Source organism: Nonomuraea sp. NPDC059023 (genome assembly GCF_042740095.1).
Taxonomy (GTDB): domain Bacteria; phylum Actinomycetota; class Actinomycetes; order Streptosporangiales; family Streptosporangiaceae; genus Nonomuraea.
Window position 1 is genome coordinate 37443 of sequence record NZ_JBHYIO010000029.1, and the last position, 15665, is coordinate 53107.

The window sequence follows — 15665 nt, forward strand, 5'->3', positions numbered from 1 at the left end:
GATGACCTCAGGAGGTCGAGGACGAAGAGGCCATCCAGGTGTTGCACTGGAGGGCCTGGTTGCGGTCCCAGCCCTGGCGGAACCAGCGGTGGTTGTTGGCCGGAGAGCCGTGGTCGCGGGGGTATCCGGGATGGTCGCCGACCCGGGAGTAGAACCAGAAGAGCTTGGCGCGGTTGCCCGCGCTGATCGGGTAACTGGGCGCCACGGCCTTCATGAACATGCCGCCGAAACACGTGGCCTGGAGCTCCAGCCTCCTGCTCAGCGCCAGCTTCCCGCTGCGGCTGGTGGAGTCCAGGGTCCTGGACCACCAGGAGTTCATGACGCCGCTGATGTTCTGCACGTGGTGGCCGTACTCGTGGGCCATCATGCTGATGATCGCCCCGTTCCACGGCACGATCTGGCCGTAGCCGAGGGCGTTGCCGTTCCCCTTGGCCATGGCCGAGGTGGAGGCGTAGATGGTGTTGTTGCGCGGGCAGTAGTACGGCACGATGCTGCCCGGCGACGGGTAGTCCCCGCAGGCGCCCCGGCCGCGCTTGGCGGCGATCGCGTAGCCCGGCGGGCTCCAGCCGATGCCCTGGCGCTTCAGGATCGGCCCCCACGCCTGGTCCATGCACCTGCCCGTCTTCAGGATCAGCGCCTTGAGCTGGCTGTGGCTGAAGATGCTGGTGTTGCCGGCCCGGCACGTCGTGCGCGGCAGCGCGCCCGCCCGGTACATGGAGTTGGTCTTCAGGCTCGTGTCGAGCTTCACCTGGGCGGGCGGGTTGACCGTCTCGGTGTCGTCGGGCCGGGTCTCGGTGTCCTCCGACCGCGTCTCGGTGGGCGTCGGGCGCCGGGTGGGCCGGATCGGCTCCCTGGTGTGGCTGCGCGTCGGGGGCGTGTAGGTCGGCACCGCGATCGGCGTCGAGGTCTCGGTACGCGACCCGCCGCCCATCAGCAGCGCGGAACCGACCACGAGCAGCACCCCGATCACCGCCACCACGCCGAAGACCGCGCCGAGCACGGCGGCCGTGCTGCCGGACTTCTTGCGCTGCGGTTGCGGCCACTGCCGGAACTGCCCCGGCGGCGGGGGCGGCGGCCACCCGCCCTGCGGGGGCCGGGGCGGCTGCGCGTACGGCTGCTGCCGGTGCGGTGGCTGCTGATATGGGGGCTGCCCTTGCGGCCGTGCTTGGGGCTGTCCTTGCGGTTGTCCGTAAGGAGGCTGCGGGTAGGGCGGTTGTGCTTGCGGTTGTCCGTAAGGGGGACGGCCCTGGGGCGGCGCGGGCGGGCCCTGCGGCGGCGGGCCCTGGGGCGGCGCGGGCCGGCCGTACGGCGGACGGCCCTGCGGCGGGTGCCCCTGGGGCGGAGGCGGCGGATAGGACGGCCCCTGGGGCGGCGACGGCTGTTCCTGCGGCTTTCGGTAGCCCGGAGGCGGCCACGGACGCGACGGTGGAATCTGGGGCTGCCCCTGCCCGTGGGGCGGCGGTGGGTGCTGCCCGTTCCCCGTCACCGTGAACTCCCTTCACCCCGTTGCCGACAAGACCGGACCTTTGCCGAATTTGGGGCAGAAGCATACTGATTTATCACCCGTCACGGATGTGGGCGTACTCGGTTACGGTCCGAAATCATTCGAGGTGATCTCCGCTATGTGCCGGACCGGGCGGGGGCTGTTGTCCTAGCTTCAGTGGCATGAATCTGCAGCAGCTCCGCTATGTGGTCGCAACTGCGGAGCACCGCACAATGACCGACGCGGCCAGATCGCTCTACATCGCGCAACCTGCGCTTTCGCGGGCGATTCGGGACCTTGAACGCGAGCTGGGCATGACGCTTTTCGCGCGTTCGGGTCGGGGCGTCGTGGTCACGGCGCAGGGCAGGAGAGTCATCAAGCTGGCAAGGGAGGCACTCGATGCCGTAAGCGAGATCGAAGCGCTCGCGAGCCACGGCGGATCCCCTGAGGTGGAGCTGCGGATCGCCGCCACTCCCAGCCTGGAAGCCGGACTGGCGGGCCGGTTGGTGCCCGCCTACACCGCCGAGCATCCAGGGGTTCGCGTGCAGATCGTGCGATGTGACGGTCGCGACGGAGTCGTCACGGCCATCAGGGAGGCCAGGGCCGACCTCGGCCTGACGGACCTCCCGGTCCCCACGGACCTGATCACCCATCCGCTGGAACGGCAGGAGATCGTGCTGATCTCCCCGCCGGGCCTCGACCTGCCGGATCCGGTCCCCATGGGCCGTCTCCACGGCATGCGCCTGGCACTGCCCGCACGAGGATCGTTGCGGCGCAGGGAGCTGGACGCCATGTTCGGCAAGTTCGCGGTCACCCCGGTGGTGGTGCTCGAGACCGACGAGCGCAACGGCTGGCTGAACGCGGTCAGAACGGGACAGGCCTCCCTGCTGTGGTATCGGGGCCTGGCCGAGATGGCCGTCCGTGCGGGCCTGGTCGTGCGCTCCTTGGAACCCGCGGTGCGGCGCGTCATCGCCGTCGTGCACGCCCGCAAGAGACTGCCGCTGAGCGCCCAGGACTTCCTGGCGACGGCGGAGAAGGGAAGTGCCGCCTAACATTCTGTGCATGACCCGACTACCGACTGCCTTCCCGGACGCACGCGCGACCCACGTCCGAGAGGCGGGCCCGCCACCCGGCCAGGGCGGAGGGGATCCGGTATCCGCGACGGGACGGGGCTTCAGGCCCCAGAAGACAAGGTTCCAGTTCGATGCAGCCGGCCCGCGCGCCGGCCTGGACGACCCGGACGCGGCTCCGCAAGGCCTGCCGGCGCACTTTGCCGGTAATGGGCTAGGCCTCGCGGGCCGACGCGCCCGTCCCGGTCGCCACCTCGGCGGACGGCGGAACCTCTGATGACCGGGACGCTGCGCCTGGGAGAGCGCACCTTCGCCCCCGGCGAGCACGCCATCATGGCGGTGGTCAACCGCACCCCAGACTCCTTCTACGACAAAGGCCGCACGTACGGCTTCGCCGCCGCGCTCGACGCCGTGGACCGGGCCGTGGCCGGAGGCGCCGACATCGTCGACATCGGCGGCGTCAAGGCGGGGCCCGGCGACGACGTCGACGCCGCCGAGGAGATCCGCCGCGTGGCCGACCTGGTCGAGGCGGTGCGCGAACGCCACCCCGGCCTCCTGATCAGCGTCGACACCTGGCGCGCCGAGGTGGGCGAGGTGGTCGCCCGCGCCGGCGCCCATCTGCTCAACGACACCTGGGGCGGCGTCGACCCCGGCCTCGCGGAGGTGGCCGCCCGCCACGGCACCGGCCTGGTGTGCGCGCACGCCGGTCGCGTGGAGCCGCGCACCCGCCCGCACCGCATCGCCTACGCCGACGTGGTGGACGACGTCATCGGCTACACCGTCGATCTGGCCGAGCGCGCCGTGGCCGCGGGCGTGGCCCGCGACGCGATCCTCATCGATCCGGCCCACGACTTCGGCAAGAACACCTTCCACTCGCTGGAGGTCAGCAGACGCCTGGACGAAATGGTGGCCACGCGCTGGCCCGTCCTCGTGGCGGTGTCCAACAAGGACTTCGTCGGCGAGACGCTCGGCGGGCTGCCGGTGGATCGGCGGCATGCGGGGACCATCGCGACACTCGCCGTTTCCGCGCTCCAGGGAGCCCGGGTCTTCCGGGTTCACGATGCCGCATCCGCCCGATCCGCACTCGCCGAGATAGCTCGGCTCGCGTAGTATCCCCGTGCCTAGCTGGGTTGCGATCAGAGTGCAGATCTTGTGCAACACCCGCTTGGAAGCATCACCGGCGGAGGAGAGCGGATGCGATTCAAGATTCTCGGACCGCTGCTGGTCGAACACGAGGGACAGGAGCTCCATCTCGGGGGCAGCCTCCAGCGGGTCGTCATGGCCATGTTGCTGCTCGAAGCGAACCGGGTCGTCCCGCTGGAGCGGATGATCGAGGCGGCCTGGGGGGAGAACCCGCCGGGCACCGCGCGCAACCAGGTGCAGATCCGGATCTCGCAGCTACGCCGCGTGCTTCACGACACGGCGCAGCCGTACCACACGCTGATCACGCGCTCGCCCGGCTACGTCGTGAAGGTGGAGCCGGCGCGGCTGGATCTGGCCGAGTTCGACGATCTGATCACGCGGGCGCGCGGCGAGGAGCCCGAGCGGGCCGCGCGCACGCTGCGCGCGGCGCTGGCGCTGTGGCGCGGGCCGGCGCTGTCCGACGTGGACAGCGACCTGATCCGGCCGATGGTCCATGATCTTGAGGAACGCCGGCTGCTGGCCAACGAGCAGTGCGTCGAGCTGGAACTGGGGCTCGGGCGCCACCTGGAGCTGGTCGGCGAGCTGCGGCGGCTGGTCGAGGCCCACCCGCTGCGCGAGCGGCCGCACAACCACCTGATGCTGGCCCTGTACCGCTCGGGACGGCAGGCCGAGGCGCTGGACGCCTTCCGCGCCTACCGCGAGATGCTCCTCGACACGCTCGGGCTGGAGCCCAGCGACGAGCTGCGCCGCCTGGAGCTGGCCATCCTCAACCAGGAGGACGAGCTCGACCGGCCCGCGCCGCCCGTCAGGCTCACGCCGGTGCCGCGCCAGCTCCCGCCGATGATCTCCACGCTCGCCGGCCGCTCCGCCGAGCTGGCCAGGCTCACCGGCATGCTGGCCACTTCGGGCGCGGACGGGCCGCTGCCCATGGCCGCCGTCGTGGGCCGCGCCGGCGTAGGCAAGACCGAACTGGCCGTGCACGCCGCCCACGAGCTGTCCTCGCACTACCCCGACGGCCAGCTCTACGTGGACCTGCGCGACGGGCAGACCGAGGCCACCGACGTGCTCAGCATGTTCCTGCGCGCGCTCGGCGTCAGCGCCATCCCGCGCTCGGCCGAGGAACGCGGCGCCCTGTTCCGCTCCACGGTCGCCGGACGCAGGCTGCTCGTCCTGCTCGACAACGCCGGATCCTTCGAGCAGATCTGGCCGCTGCTGCCCGGCGGCGGGCCCTGCGGCGTGCTGGTGACCGGCCGCGAGCGCCCCATCGGGATGGCCGAGCACTGGGTGATCAGGCTGGAGGTCCTGGACGACGCCGGTTCCGTCCGGCTGCTCATGGGCGACGTCGGCGAACGGCGCGCCGCCGCGGAACCCGACGCGCTCAGGAGGCTCGCCGCCCAGTGCGGCGGCCTGCCCCTGGCGCTGCGCATCGCCGGCGCCCGGCTGGCCGTGCGCCCCCAGTGGACGATCGAGACCCTGGTCGGCCTGCTCAGCGACTCACGTACCATGCTCGACGTGCTCAGCCACGGCGACCTGGAGGTCCGGGCCAGCCTGGAGGTGTCCTACCGGGGCCTGTCCGCGCGGGCGCGTACCCTCTTCCGGCGGATCGGACTGCTCGACAGCCCGCAGACGACCGCCTGGATGGCCGGCGCGCTGCTCGACGGCGACGCCGAGCAGGCGCTCGACGAGCTCGTCGGCGCGTCCCTGCTGACCGTCCGAGGCGGCCACTACGCCATCCACGATCTCGTACGCGCCTTCGCCGGCGAGCGCGCGCAGACCGAGGAACGCCGCGAGCAGCGGCTGGCCACCCTGGAGCGTGCCTGCTCCGCCTTCGTCCGCCTCAGCGAGCGCGCCCACGAGCGCTACTACGGCGGCCACTTCACGCTCCTGCGCGGCAAGGCGGGATCCGGTCCCTTCGCGCCCACGCTGGCCGACGCGCTCATCGGCGACGACCCGCTGACCTGGCTCGACGGCGAGCGCGCCACGCTGCTCGCGCTCGTGCGCCAGGCCGCCGCGCACGGCCTGGACGAGCTGTGCTGGAGCATCGCGATGACCGCGATCACTCTGTTCGAGACCCACGGCTACTTCGACGAGTGGCGCGCGGTCAGCGAACTCGCGCTCAAGGCCTGCCGCGAGGCGGGCAACATCCGCGGCGAGGGCGCGATGGTCTACTCGCTGAGCTCACTCGCCGTCTTCCAGCAGAGGTACGGCGAGGCCCACCCCATGCTGACCGAGGCGCTCGACCTGTTCGACGAGATCGGCGAGACCCACGGCCGCGCCCTGGCCCTGCGGAACATGGCGATGGTCGAGCGGATGCGCGGCGACATCGCCGCCGCCAGGGAGCGCTACGAACAGGCCCTGCCCCTGCTGCGCGCCGTCGGCGACCGGGCCGCCGAGGCCCACGCGCTGGTCAACCTGGCCGTCATCCACCTGGAACGGGGCACGCTCGACGAGGGCAGCCCCCTGCTTGAGCAGGCGCTGGAGATCTTCCGGGAGGAGGGCGTGCCACGCGGTGAGGCCCAGGCACTCAACTCCATCGGCCGCCTCGCGCTGCTGAAGGGCGAGGGCCGGCGGGCCCTGGAGGCGTTCGAGGCGGCGGCCGTGATCGTGCGCGACGTCCGCGACCGGATCGGCGAGGCCTACGTCATGCAGGGCATCGCCGAGGCCAGGATCGCGCTCGGCCAGCCCGACCAGGCCAAGGGGACGCTGGCGGCGGCGCTGGACCTCGCCGAGCGGCTGGGGGAGCGGCTCATCTCCGGCCGGATCCGGCTGAACCTCGGGCTGCTGATGATGGAGGGCGGCGAACGGGCCGCCGAGTCACACCTTCAGGAGGCGTACGCGTTGTTCGAGGAGATCGGCGCCGAACCATGGCGGGCGAAGGCCGCCGAGGCCCTCGCCCGCGCGCGCTGACCGGTCAGGTCTTGGGAGTGGGCGAGCCGATCGGGTTGGGCCAGTGCATGTCGTCGTCGTCGCACAGCGGCTTGCCCTCGCAGCCGATGACCGGCTTGGCCGCCGCGGTGGAGGCGACCGCCACGGTGCCGCCCGCGAGAGCCGCGGCCAGGCCCAGGGCGATAAGGATGTTGCGCATGGTGTTTCCTTCACGTTCGTTGATCGCGGACGGCGCGCGTCCGTCCGGGGGAGCGTAGGGGAAGGCGCTATCGATCCGCTTTATGCGTCTTCGCAGGCTTCTCCGGGTTTTTGCGGGCGGCGGGGAGCTCCACCACCACGCGCAGGCCGGGCAGCGCGTCCTCCAGATACACGCGGCCGTCGTGCGCGCGCACCGTCTCCCGCACGATGGCCAGTCCCAGCCCCGCGCCGCCCTCGTCGCGGCCCCGGCCCGAGTCCAGCCGGGTGAAGCGGTCGAAGACGCGCTCGCGGTCCTCCGGCGGGATGCCGGGGCCGTCGTCGGTCACGGTCAGCACGCCGTCGGCCGTCAGCGCCACCTCCACCTTGGAGGCGGCATGGCGGACGGCGTTGTCCAGCAGGTTCGTCAGCACCCTGGTCAGGTCGAGGGCGTCGCCGGTCACCAGGACCGGGTCGCAGGCCACCAGGTGGGCCTCGCCGTAGCGCTCGACGCAGCGCCGTACCACCTCGTCGAGGCCGACCGGCTCGCGGCGGGCCGGACGGCCGCCGCGCTCGTCGAGGCGGGCCAGCGCGAGCAGGTCCTCGGCCAGGCGCGACAGACGCAACGTGTCCTCCAGCACGCCCTCGGCCGTCTCCTGCCAGTCGGCGCCCTCCGGATGGCCCAGCGCCACCTCCAGCTGCAGGCGGATGCTGGCCAGTGGGCTCCGCAGCTCGTGGGAGGCGTCGGAGACCAGCGAGCGCTGGCGCTTCTCCGCCTCCTCCAGGCGGGCCAGCATGTCGTTGAGCGTGAGCGCCAGCGCGTGCACCTCGTCGCGGGCCTGCGGCACCGGCAGGCGGCGCGAGCGGGCGGTGTGGGTGATGTCGGCGGCGCCCCTGCGCAGCGCGGCGATCGGCCGCAGCGTCCTGCCGATGATCAGCCAGCTCGCCGCGGCCAGCAGCACCACCAGCGCGGGCGTACCCACGAACAGCACCTTCCCGGCCACGCCCAGGCTCTGGACGATCTCGCCGATCGGGCGCGCCGCCAGCACGGTGCGGCCCCGGTCCGCGCTCACCGCCACGACGTGCAGCGGCCCCGGGATCGCGTACGGCCGGCCGTCCAGATAGAGCGCCTCGCCCTTGAGCGCACGCTGCCTGGCCGGAGCGTCCAGCAGCGGGACCAGCCGGTCGGCGCCGTAGGTGACGTTCGCGATCCGGCCGTCGCGCTCCAGAACCTGCACGATCGTCCCGTCATGGGTGACGATCGGGCTGGTCAGCGTCTCGTTGTCGGCCTTGACCCGCACCGTCTGCGCCTGCTGGCGCAACGAGTCCTCCACCGTGCCGAGCAGCGCCCGCTGCAGCACGCTGAGCAGCACCGACGCCGAGATCGCCAGCGCCAGCGCCAGCACCGCGGCGGCCACCATGGTCAGCCGGAACCGCAGCCCCTGCCGCCGCCACCAGGCCAGCGGCGAGTCAGCCACCGTCGCCGGCCAGGCGGTAGCCCGCGCCGCGCACGGTCTGCAGCGCGTTCCTGCCGAACGGGGCGTCGATCTTGCGGCGGAGATAGCCGACATAGACCTCGACGACGTTCGGGTCGGTGTCGAAGGTGTCCCAGACGTGCTCCAGGATCTCCGACTTCGACACGACCTCGTCCCGCCGCCGCAGCAGGTACTCCAGCAGCGCGAACTCCCGCGGCGTCAGCTCGACCTGCGCCTCGCCACGCTCCACCCGTCGCCGGGCCGGGTCCAGCGACAGATCCCCGGCGGTCAGAACGGCCGGCCGCCGGCCCGCGTCCCGCCTGAGCAGCGCCCTGAGCCGCGCGACCAGCACCACGTAGGAGAACGGCTTGGTCAGATAGTCATCGGCCCCGAGATCGAGACCGTCGGCCATGTCGTACTCGCCGTCCTTGGCCGACAACATCAGGATCGGCACCCAGTTCTCCTCGGCGCGCAGGTGCTTGCAGACGTTGTAGCCGGACAGGCGGGGCAGCATGATGTCCAGGACGACCACGTCGTACTCGCCGTTGCGGGCCAGGTGCAGCCCTTCCTCGCCGTCGTGGGCCAGATCCACGGCGAACCCCTCCGCCTGCAGACCACGCTGCAGCGCCGCCGCCATACGCCGCTCATCCTCGACGACCAGAACCCTCATGCCCTGGAGTGTAGGCACCCCCGCCTGAGAACCCTCTCAGCCCACCCACCCCACGCACCCCCGGTCAAGCCGTCTCCGCACGCAGCCAGCCCCCTGAAACGGTGCCCCGCGCCACGGACACCCCAACGCTTGAAGAGCGCCGGTCCGGCGGGACGGGGTGCGGTGGAGGTCGGCGCAAGACGCGCGGCGCCCGGCCTGGGCACGCGGTGTCCGGGGCACGCGGTGCTTGGGGGCGCGGCGTCCGAGGGTGCGGCGTTCCGGGATGGTCGGCGAGCGCTTTGGGCGGTCTCGACGCTCCCGCGCACTCCGACGCTTTTGGGCGCCGGTGCGGCGGGACGGGGTGCGGTGGAGGTCGGCGCAAGGTGTGCGGAGGCCGGCCGGGGCCGGGGTGGCTGGGTAAGGGGGCCGTTGCGGCGGGGAGTTGTCCGACGTGAGAAGCGATCCCGCCGACCTGCGCCGACACACGTCGGCGGGTGGTGTGGGCGGCGGCTTCGCCGTAACGGATAGGAAGGGAGACCGCAACGTCGGGACGGGGAGCAGCTGAGAGGGCTCTCAGACGCTCTCAGGATCACCTAAGGACCGATGCACCACGGTGGGAACATCCGCATACCGTGAAGGAGTGAGATGCGCAGAGGAACGATCGTGAGGTGGGGGGTCCCGATCGCGGCCGCCGCCGTGATCGGGGCGGCGGTCGGCGCCGGTCCCGTGATCGCCGCCGTCAGCGGCGAGCCCGTCCTGCCCGAACGTACGGCCGAGCAGCTGCTGGCCGATGCCGCCGCGGCGGTCAAGAAGGCGGGTGGGCCGCCGCCGATGTCGGGCACGGTCCAGCAGACGGCTTCGCTCGGCCTGCCCGCGCTGCCCGCCCAGGGTGGTGAGGCCTCGCCGCTGGCGTTGTTGTCCGGTTCGCACGAGGTCAAGGTCTGGTACGGCGCGCAGGACCGGCTGAGGATCGCCCTGCCCGGCCAGATGAGTGAGACCAACCTGATCGTCAACGGCGACCAGACCTGGTACTGGGACAGCGGCACGAACACCGCGACCAAGGTGAAGCTGCCCGCCAAGTCCGAGCAGCGGAAGGAGCCGCTTGCGACGCCGAGCCCGACGGACCTGACGCCGCAGCAGGTCGCCGAGACGTTCCTGGACCGGGTCAACGAGGACACGGGCGTCTCGGTGACGAACACCGCCGAGGTCGCCGGCCGTTCCGTCTACCAGCTGGTGCTGACGCCCAAGGCGCAGAGCTCGCTGGTGAAGGAGGTGCGCCTGGCCCTGGACGGCGAGAACTACCAGCCGCTGCAGGTGCAGGTGTTCGCCAAGGGCTCGGCGGAACCGGCTTTCCAGGTCGGGTTCACGCAGGTGACGTTCAGCCCGCCGGCCGAGGAGAACTTCGCCTTCACCCCGCCCGCGGGCGCCAAGGTGGAGGAGAAGGACTTCGGCCAGCTGAGCGAGCCGCCGGCCGGTCACGACAAGGAGGCCGAGAAGGCCGCCGAGCAGCTCAAGGTGATCGGCAAGGGCTGGACGAGCGTGGCGGTGCTGCCGTTCAAGCAGGACGGGCAGGACGCGAACTCGCGCGAGGCCCAGACCGCGAAGCTCATCCTCGACCAGGCGACCCCGGTGAGCGGCGCATGGGGCTCCGGCAAGATGATCAAGACCAAACTGGTCACCGCCCTGCTGACCGACGACGGCCGCCTGCTGGCCGGCGCGGTCACCCCTGACGAGCTCGTCAAGGTCGCAGGCCAGTGACATCCGAGGTCATGTTGGAAGCGGGGGCGCCCTCCGGGGCGGCCCCGCCCGCCGCCATCACCACCAGTGGCCTGACCAAGCGCTTTCGCGGCGGCCAGGTCGCGGTGGACGCGATCGACCTGGACGTGCCGCGCGGGTCCGTCTACGGCTTCCTCGGGCCGAACGGCTCGGGCAAGACGACCACGATCCGCATGCTGCTCGGGCTGATCGCGCCCACGGAGGGCACTTTCACGATGCCGCCCCTGACCACGGTGGGGGCGTTGGTGGAGGGGCCGGCCTTCTATCCGTACCTGTCGGGCGAGGCGAATCTGCTGCGCTTCGACGCCGCCGACCCGAGCGCGCCGCCCAGGACCGCCAGGACGCGGGCCGCGCAGGCCCTGGAGCGGGTCGGTCTCGCCGCGGCCGCGGGCAAGCGCTACCGGGCGTACTCGCTGGGCATGCGCCAGCGCCTGGCCATCGCCGCCGCGCTGCTGCGGCCCCGGCGGCTGCTGGTGCTCGACGAGCCCACGAACGGACTCGACCCGCAGGGCACCCGCGAGGTACGCGCCCTGGTCAAGGACGTCGCCGCCGAGGGCACGACCGTGTTCGTCTCCTCGCACCTGCTGGCCGAGGTCGAGCAGATGTGCACCCACGCCGGGATCATGAGCGCCGGGCGGCTCGTCGCCCAGGGCACCATCGCCTCGCTCAGCGGCGGGCGCGCCGCCCGGATCAGGATCGACACGCCCGACCTGGAAACGGCCGCACGGGTGCTGACCGCGCTCGACCTGCCCGACGTGCGCGTGGGCTCCGACGTGACCGCGGAACTCGGCGGGCAGGCGCCGGAGCGGATCAACGCGGAACTGGTCGTGGCGGGCGTGGCCGTACGCGGGCTGTCGGTGGTGCGCACGAGCCTGGAGGACGTGTTCGTGGGACTGACGGGGGAGGGGTTCGATGTCGACGGCTGACACCCAGACCGGCGCTCGCCGGACGCCGGGACTGGTGCCGGTGAGCGAGACACGGCGCAGCGCCGAACGCGCCGCCGCGCCGCCGGAGCCCGAGCCGTCCGTGCTGTCCGAGCCCGAGCCGTCCGGCGGGGTGGTGGCGTTCTGGCGGTTGCTGCGTTCTGAGCTCGGGCTGACGTTCCGGCGTCCGCGCAACCTCATCATGCTCGGCGTGCTCGCGCTGGTGCCGGTGATCATCGGCATCGTGCTGAAGAGCATCGGCACCGAGGACGCCGACGGCGGCATGGGCGCGCTGCTGGCGGCCACGGCGGGGAACAGCCTCATGCTGACGTTCGTGGCGTTGTCGGCGCTGGTGCCGTTGCTGATGCCGATCGCGGTCGCGGTCGTCGCCGGTGACTCGATCGCGGGCGAGGCCGGGGCCGGGACCCTGCGCTACCTGCTCGCCGCGCCGGCCGGGCGGGGACGGCTGCTGGCGGTCAAATACCTCAACGCGGTCATCTTCGCCGTCGCCGTGACCGCGGCCGTGGCGGTGTCGGCGCTGGTGGTGGGGGTGGCGTTGTTCCCCGTCGGGCCGGTGACGCTGCTGTCGGGGACGACCGTGAGCTTCGCGGACGGGTTGCTGCGAATCCTCGTCACCGTCGGGTACGTGAGCGCGGGGATGGCGGCGCTGGCCGCCGTCGCGCTGGCGCTGTCGACGCTGACGGAGGTGTCGATCGGGGCCATCGCGGCCACGCTGGTGCTGATCATCGTCACGCAGGTGCTGCGGGCGTTTCCGCAGCTGGACTGGCTGGCGCCGTACCTGCTGCCGACGCATTGGTCGGGGTTCGACGGGGCGTTGCGCGATCCCATCGGCGACATGTCGGGCGGGCTGCTGGCCTTCACCGCCTACATCGCCCTGTTCCTCTCCATCGCCTGGGCGAGGTTTTCTGGCAAGGATATATCTTCATAGCTTTTTTCCTTTACGGCGGGCCAGGTGGGCGCCACCCGCCGACGTGGGCTCGCGCAGGTCGGGGGGATCGCTTCTCACGTCGGACGTGGCACCCACCGTCACGGCCCTTCGCTGACCGGGGACCGTGGCGTGGCCATCCGCCGTACACGCGTACGGGTCCGCGTGGGGTGGGGCAGGGCTGGGCGCCGTTCGTGTTGCGCCGGGCTCGACCGTGACGCGTCCCGCCGTTGCGGCGCTGACAAGCGTGGGTGTGGGTGTGGGTGCGGCGGCGGTGCCCTGACTTCGGCGGGCGTTCCGGGGGGTGCGCTACCGGGAGGTGTTCAGGCAGGGGGCTTGGGGTGTTGGGGTGCCAACGCTGGGGGTTCGGTCCTGGGCCCGGGCCTTGGGGGTCGGGCCCAGGGGTGGTGGGCTCTGGAGGGTGGGTTCCGGGGGTCTGGTTTTCCGGGTTTTCCGGGTTTTCCGGGTTTTCCGGGTTTTCCGGGTTTTCCGGGGTGGGTTAGGAGGGGCGGCGGCGGAGGGCCAGGGCGGCTACTACCAGGCCGATGACGCCTACTGCCAGGCCGGCGCCGCCCAGCAGGCGGGCGGTGTTGTCGGAGGCAGAGGACGAGGCCGCTACCGGGGTCAGTGACGGCTTGGCGGCCGGGGCGGTGGTGGCCGGGGCTGAGGGGGTGCCGTGGGCGTCGGCTGTCGCGGGGGTCAGCTTCAGGACGGGGGCCGGGTGCTCTGCCTCGGTGCCGTCGGACTTGGGGGCGTCGGACCACTTGACCACCTCACCGCCCGAGTAGGTCTGGGTGGTGGGGAAGATCAGCTGGTCGACGTCCTTCGGGAGCTGGCCCATCGAGACCTCGAACTCCTGGAACTCGCCCGGGTTGATCTTGCCGCCGGACCACTCGACCTTGGTGACGGCCTCTTCCAGGTCGCCGAACTCCGTCTTCACCGGCTGGGGCAGCTTGCTCTCCGTGACCTTGACGGTCCAGCCGGGCACGGGCTTGACGCTGACGAAGGCGAGCGGGTGGTCGGTCGGGAAGGCGACCTCGATCTTGGTGGTGCCGGCGTCGTCGCGCTCGTTCGGTACGCGGAAGGCGACCTTGGTGAACCCGCCCTGCTCGGCGGTGCCCGGGTTGATGGTGACGTGGGCCAGGGCCGGGGCGGCCAGGCCGAGGGTGAGGGCTGAGGCGGCGGCGAGCACGGTCGCGGCACGTCGGAGGAAGGACATGCGGAAATCTCCACTTCGCTGTCAGGGAAAGGGGATGAAAGGGGTGTCAGATGGTCAGGCGGGAAGTGGAGGACCGCGCCTGCTGACGGTGAGCGTGACGGCCGGGCAGACCGGTACGCGGCGGGAGGTGAAGAAGGCGGCCTGCCGTACCCGGGCAGGAACGACGCACACGAGCAGCAGCGCCAGGCGGCGGCCCAGGCGGCGCAGGAGCGACCACAGCGCGCCCTCGCCGCGCGCCAGCCACCAGCCCGTGAGCAGGGTGGCGATGAGGTGCGTGAGGAGCATGCCGGTGTTCTGGCCGAGGCCGTGCTCGGGGTCGGTCAGCGGGGAGAGGACCGCGGGGCCGGACGCGTAGCCGAAGGCGGTGTGCAGGGCGAGCTGGGTGGCGATCAGGACGGTGTTGATGGTGGCCGGGGTGCGTTCGCGGCCGGACAGGACCGTGCCCAGCGCCATGACCGCCGCGAGGCTCAGGCAGAACAAACCCGGGGTGGGGGCGGCGCCGCCGGCCATGGTGTGGGCGAGCGCGGCGAGTCCCACGCCGACCGCGGCGAAGGCGGCCGAGCGGGTGAGCCGGAGCGGGAGTTGGGCGCGCATGGGTTGCCTCATGCTCTCACGGGGCAGTGGTTGTGGTAGTCCCAAGGTGACCAATGCCTGGCTGATTTGTGGCTTTTGTCGCTAGGGTCTGTGCCGATCGCGTTGACATGAGGTGATGACGTTGCGGCACTTTGCTGGCTTACTTCTCGGCCTGGTGGTGACAGCCGCCGTGCTCGTAGGCGGAGGATGGGCAGTCCAGCAGGCGTTCGTCGCCGGCATGGGCACGCCGGTGAGCGGGCAGCGGTTGTGGATCGCGCTCGGGGCCATGGCGGCCGTCGGGCTGGTGGTCGGGCTGGTGGTGGCGGGGCGGGTCTCGCCCCTGGCCACGTTCGTCCCGTCCCTGGTGCTTCTGGCGTGGACGGTGGTCTACGCCCTCGACGCGGTACGCGCGCTGTCGCTCATCCCCGACCAGCCCACCATGCACTGGCTGCTCACCGAGGCGGGCGCGGGCAACAAGGCGATGCTGACCTCGGGCTTCTACGCCCTGCTCGGCGTCGCGATGTTCATCCCCGTGCTGATCCCCTCCCGCTGGGCCCGCCGCTACGACGACATGGACGAGGAGTACGAGCAGACGCAGGAGAGCTCCTACTACTGAGCGCCCGCGGTGTAGAGGCGGGTGACGACCTCCTCCAGGGAGTTCTCGCCCGCCATCAGCTCGTCCAGCGTGCCGTCGAACTGCATCCTGCCGTGGTCGATCACCATGACCCGCTTGCACAGCCGTTCGATGTCGCCGAGGTCGTGGGTGGTGAGCAGCACGGTGGTGCCCCGCTCGGCGTTCACGCGCTGGAGGAAGGCGCGGATGCTGTTCTTGCTGACGACGTCCAGGCCGATGGTGGGCTCGTCGAGCACCAGCACCTCGGGCGCGTGCAGGAGCGCGGCGGTCAGGTCGCCGCGCATGCGCTGGCCCAGGCTGAGCTGCCGCACCGGAGTCTTCATGAACGCGCTGAGGTCGAGCGTCTCGACGAGCTCGTCCAGCCGGACCCGGAAGTCCTTGCGATCTACTTTGTAAAGGAGCCGGATCAGTTCAAAACTGTCCTTGAGCGGCAGATCCCACCACAGCGTCGTGCGCTGGCCGAAGACCACGCCGATGCGCCGGGCCACGACCGTGCGCCTGCGCGAGGGGTCGAGCCCGGCCACGCGTACCGTGCCCGAGGTGGGGGTGAGGATGCCGCAGAGCATCTTGATGGTGGTGGACTTGCCCGCGCCGTTGGGGCCGAGGTAGCCGACGAACTCACCCGGCGCCACGGTGAAGGACAGATCGTGTACGGCATGCACGACGTTCCTCTTCACCTTGAAGGAACGCCCGGCCCGGTCCAGCTCGATCATG

The 15665-nt window shown here is 71.6% G+C and carries 13 protein-coding genes and 1 pseudogene; 7 read left to right on the forward strand and 7 right to left on the reverse strand.

The window, feature by feature from the left end:
- Nucleotides 1-7: 7 nt before the first annotated feature.
- Nucleotides 8-1000 carry a neutral zinc metallopeptidase gene (locus ACFWYW_RS38915; RefSeq protein WP_379616387.1) on the reverse strand — a complete coding sequence of 331 codons (993 nt, stop codon included), beginning with the start codon at nucleotides 998-1000 and terminating at the stop codon, nucleotides 8-10.
- A 665-nt stretch (nucleotides 1001-1665) separates the two neighbouring features.
- On the opposite strand from ACFWYW_RS38915, the gene ACFWYW_RS38920 reads away from it, so the two are divergent.
- The 3 genes from ACFWYW_RS38920 (at nucleotide 1666) to ACFWYW_RS38930 (ending at nucleotide 6603) form a co-directional block, all read left to right on the forward strand.
- Nucleotides 1666-2535 (forward strand): LysR substrate-binding domain-containing protein, encoded by an 870-nt coding sequence (locus ACFWYW_RS38920; RefSeq protein WP_379616385.1) that lies wholly within the window; start codon nucleotides 1666-1668, stop codon nucleotides 2533-2535.
- 294 nt (nucleotides 2536-2829) lie between these two features.
- Nucleotides 2830-3663, forward strand: coding sequence for a dihydropteroate synthase (gene folP / locus ACFWYW_RS38925; RefSeq protein ID WP_379616383.1), 834 nt, complete (start codon nucleotides 2830-2832; stop codon nucleotides 3661-3663).
- Between the two features lie 84 nt (nucleotides 3664-3747).
- Nucleotides 3748-6603: a BTAD domain-containing putative transcriptional regulator gene (locus ACFWYW_RS38930; protein WP_379616381.1), complete on the forward strand. Its 2856-nt coding sequence runs from the start codon at nucleotides 3748-3750 to the stop codon at nucleotides 6601-6603.
- A gap of 4 nt (nucleotides 6604-6607) precedes the next feature.
- On the opposite strand, the gene ACFWYW_RS38935 is transcribed toward ACFWYW_RS38930, so the two are convergent.
- The 3 genes from ACFWYW_RS38935 to ACFWYW_RS38945 form a co-directional block, all read right to left on the reverse strand.
- Nucleotides 6608-6781, reverse strand: coding sequence for a hypothetical protein (locus ACFWYW_RS38935; protein ID WP_379616379.1), 174 nt, complete (start codon nucleotides 6779-6781; stop codon nucleotides 6608-6610).
- 67 nt (nucleotides 6782-6848) lie between these two features.
- Nucleotides 6849-8234: a sensor histidine kinase gene (locus ACFWYW_RS38940; protein ID WP_379616377.1), complete on the reverse strand. Its 1386-nt coding sequence runs from the start codon at nucleotides 8232-8234 to the stop codon at nucleotides 6849-6851.
- Nucleotides 8227-8901, reverse strand: coding sequence for a response regulator transcription factor (locus ACFWYW_RS38945; protein WP_379616375.1), 675 nt, complete (start codon nucleotides 8899-8901; stop codon nucleotides 8227-8229). Before ACFWYW_RS38945 ends, ACFWYW_RS38940 begins: the two co-directional genes overlap by 8 nt.
- 642 nt (nucleotides 8902-9543) lie before the next feature.
- Here ACFWYW_RS38945 and ACFWYW_RS38950 point away from each other — a divergent pair.
- The 3 genes from ACFWYW_RS38950 to ACFWYW_RS38960 are packed head-to-tail and all read left to right on the forward strand — an operon-like array spanning nucleotide 9544 to nucleotide 12528.
- Nucleotides 9544-10638 (forward strand): outer membrane lipoprotein carrier protein LolA, encoded by a 1095-nt coding sequence (locus tag ACFWYW_RS38950; protein ID WP_379616373.1) that lies wholly within the window; start codon nucleotides 9544-9546, stop codon nucleotides 10636-10638.
- Nucleotides 10635-11582 (forward strand): ABC transporter ATP-binding protein, encoded by a 948-nt coding sequence (locus ACFWYW_RS38955; RefSeq protein WP_379616371.1) that lies wholly within the window; start codon nucleotides 10635-10637, stop codon nucleotides 11580-11582. The genes ACFWYW_RS38950 and ACFWYW_RS38955 overlap by 4 nt, the downstream gene beginning before the upstream one ends.
- On the forward strand, nucleotides 11569-12528 hold the full coding sequence (locus tag ACFWYW_RS38960; RefSeq protein ID WP_379616369.1) for an ABC transporter permease: 960 nt from the start codon (nucleotides 11569-11571) through the stop codon (nucleotides 12526-12528). The genes ACFWYW_RS38955 and ACFWYW_RS38960 overlap by 14 nt, the downstream gene beginning before the upstream one ends.
- Before the next feature lie 496 nt (nucleotides 12529-13024).
- Here the strand turns inward: ACFWYW_RS38960 and ACFWYW_RS38965 are convergent, their stop codons facing one another.
- Both ACFWYW_RS38965 and ACFWYW_RS38970 read right to left on the reverse strand, forming a co-directional pair.
- Nucleotides 13025-13744 (reverse strand): YcnI family protein, encoded by a 720-nt coding sequence (locus tag ACFWYW_RS38965; protein ID WP_379616367.1) that lies wholly within the window; start codon nucleotides 13742-13744, stop codon nucleotides 13025-13027.
- 54 nt (nucleotides 13745-13798) lie between these two features.
- A complete protein-coding gene (locus tag ACFWYW_RS38970) occupies nucleotides 13799-14338 on the reverse strand; it encodes an MFS transporter (RefSeq protein ID WP_379616365.1) in 540 nt (179 codons plus the stop codon).
- Between the two features lie 115 nt (nucleotides 14339-14453).
- On the opposite strand from ACFWYW_RS38970, the gene ACFWYW_RS38975 reads away from it, so the two are divergent.
- Nucleotides 14454-14933, forward strand: a complete 480-nt coding sequence (locus ACFWYW_RS38975) for a hypothetical protein (RefSeq protein ID WP_379641208.1) — start codon at nucleotides 14454-14456, stop codon at nucleotides 14931-14933.
- A 50-nt stretch (nucleotides 14934-14983) separates the two neighbouring features.
- On the opposite strand, the pseudogene ACFWYW_RS38980 reads toward ACFWYW_RS38975, so the two are convergent.
- Nucleotides 14984-15664 (reverse strand): annotated as a pseudogene (locus ACFWYW_RS38980) (ATP-binding cassette domain-containing protein); the annotation flags it as partial.
- Nucleotide 15665: the final 1 nt, after the last annotated feature.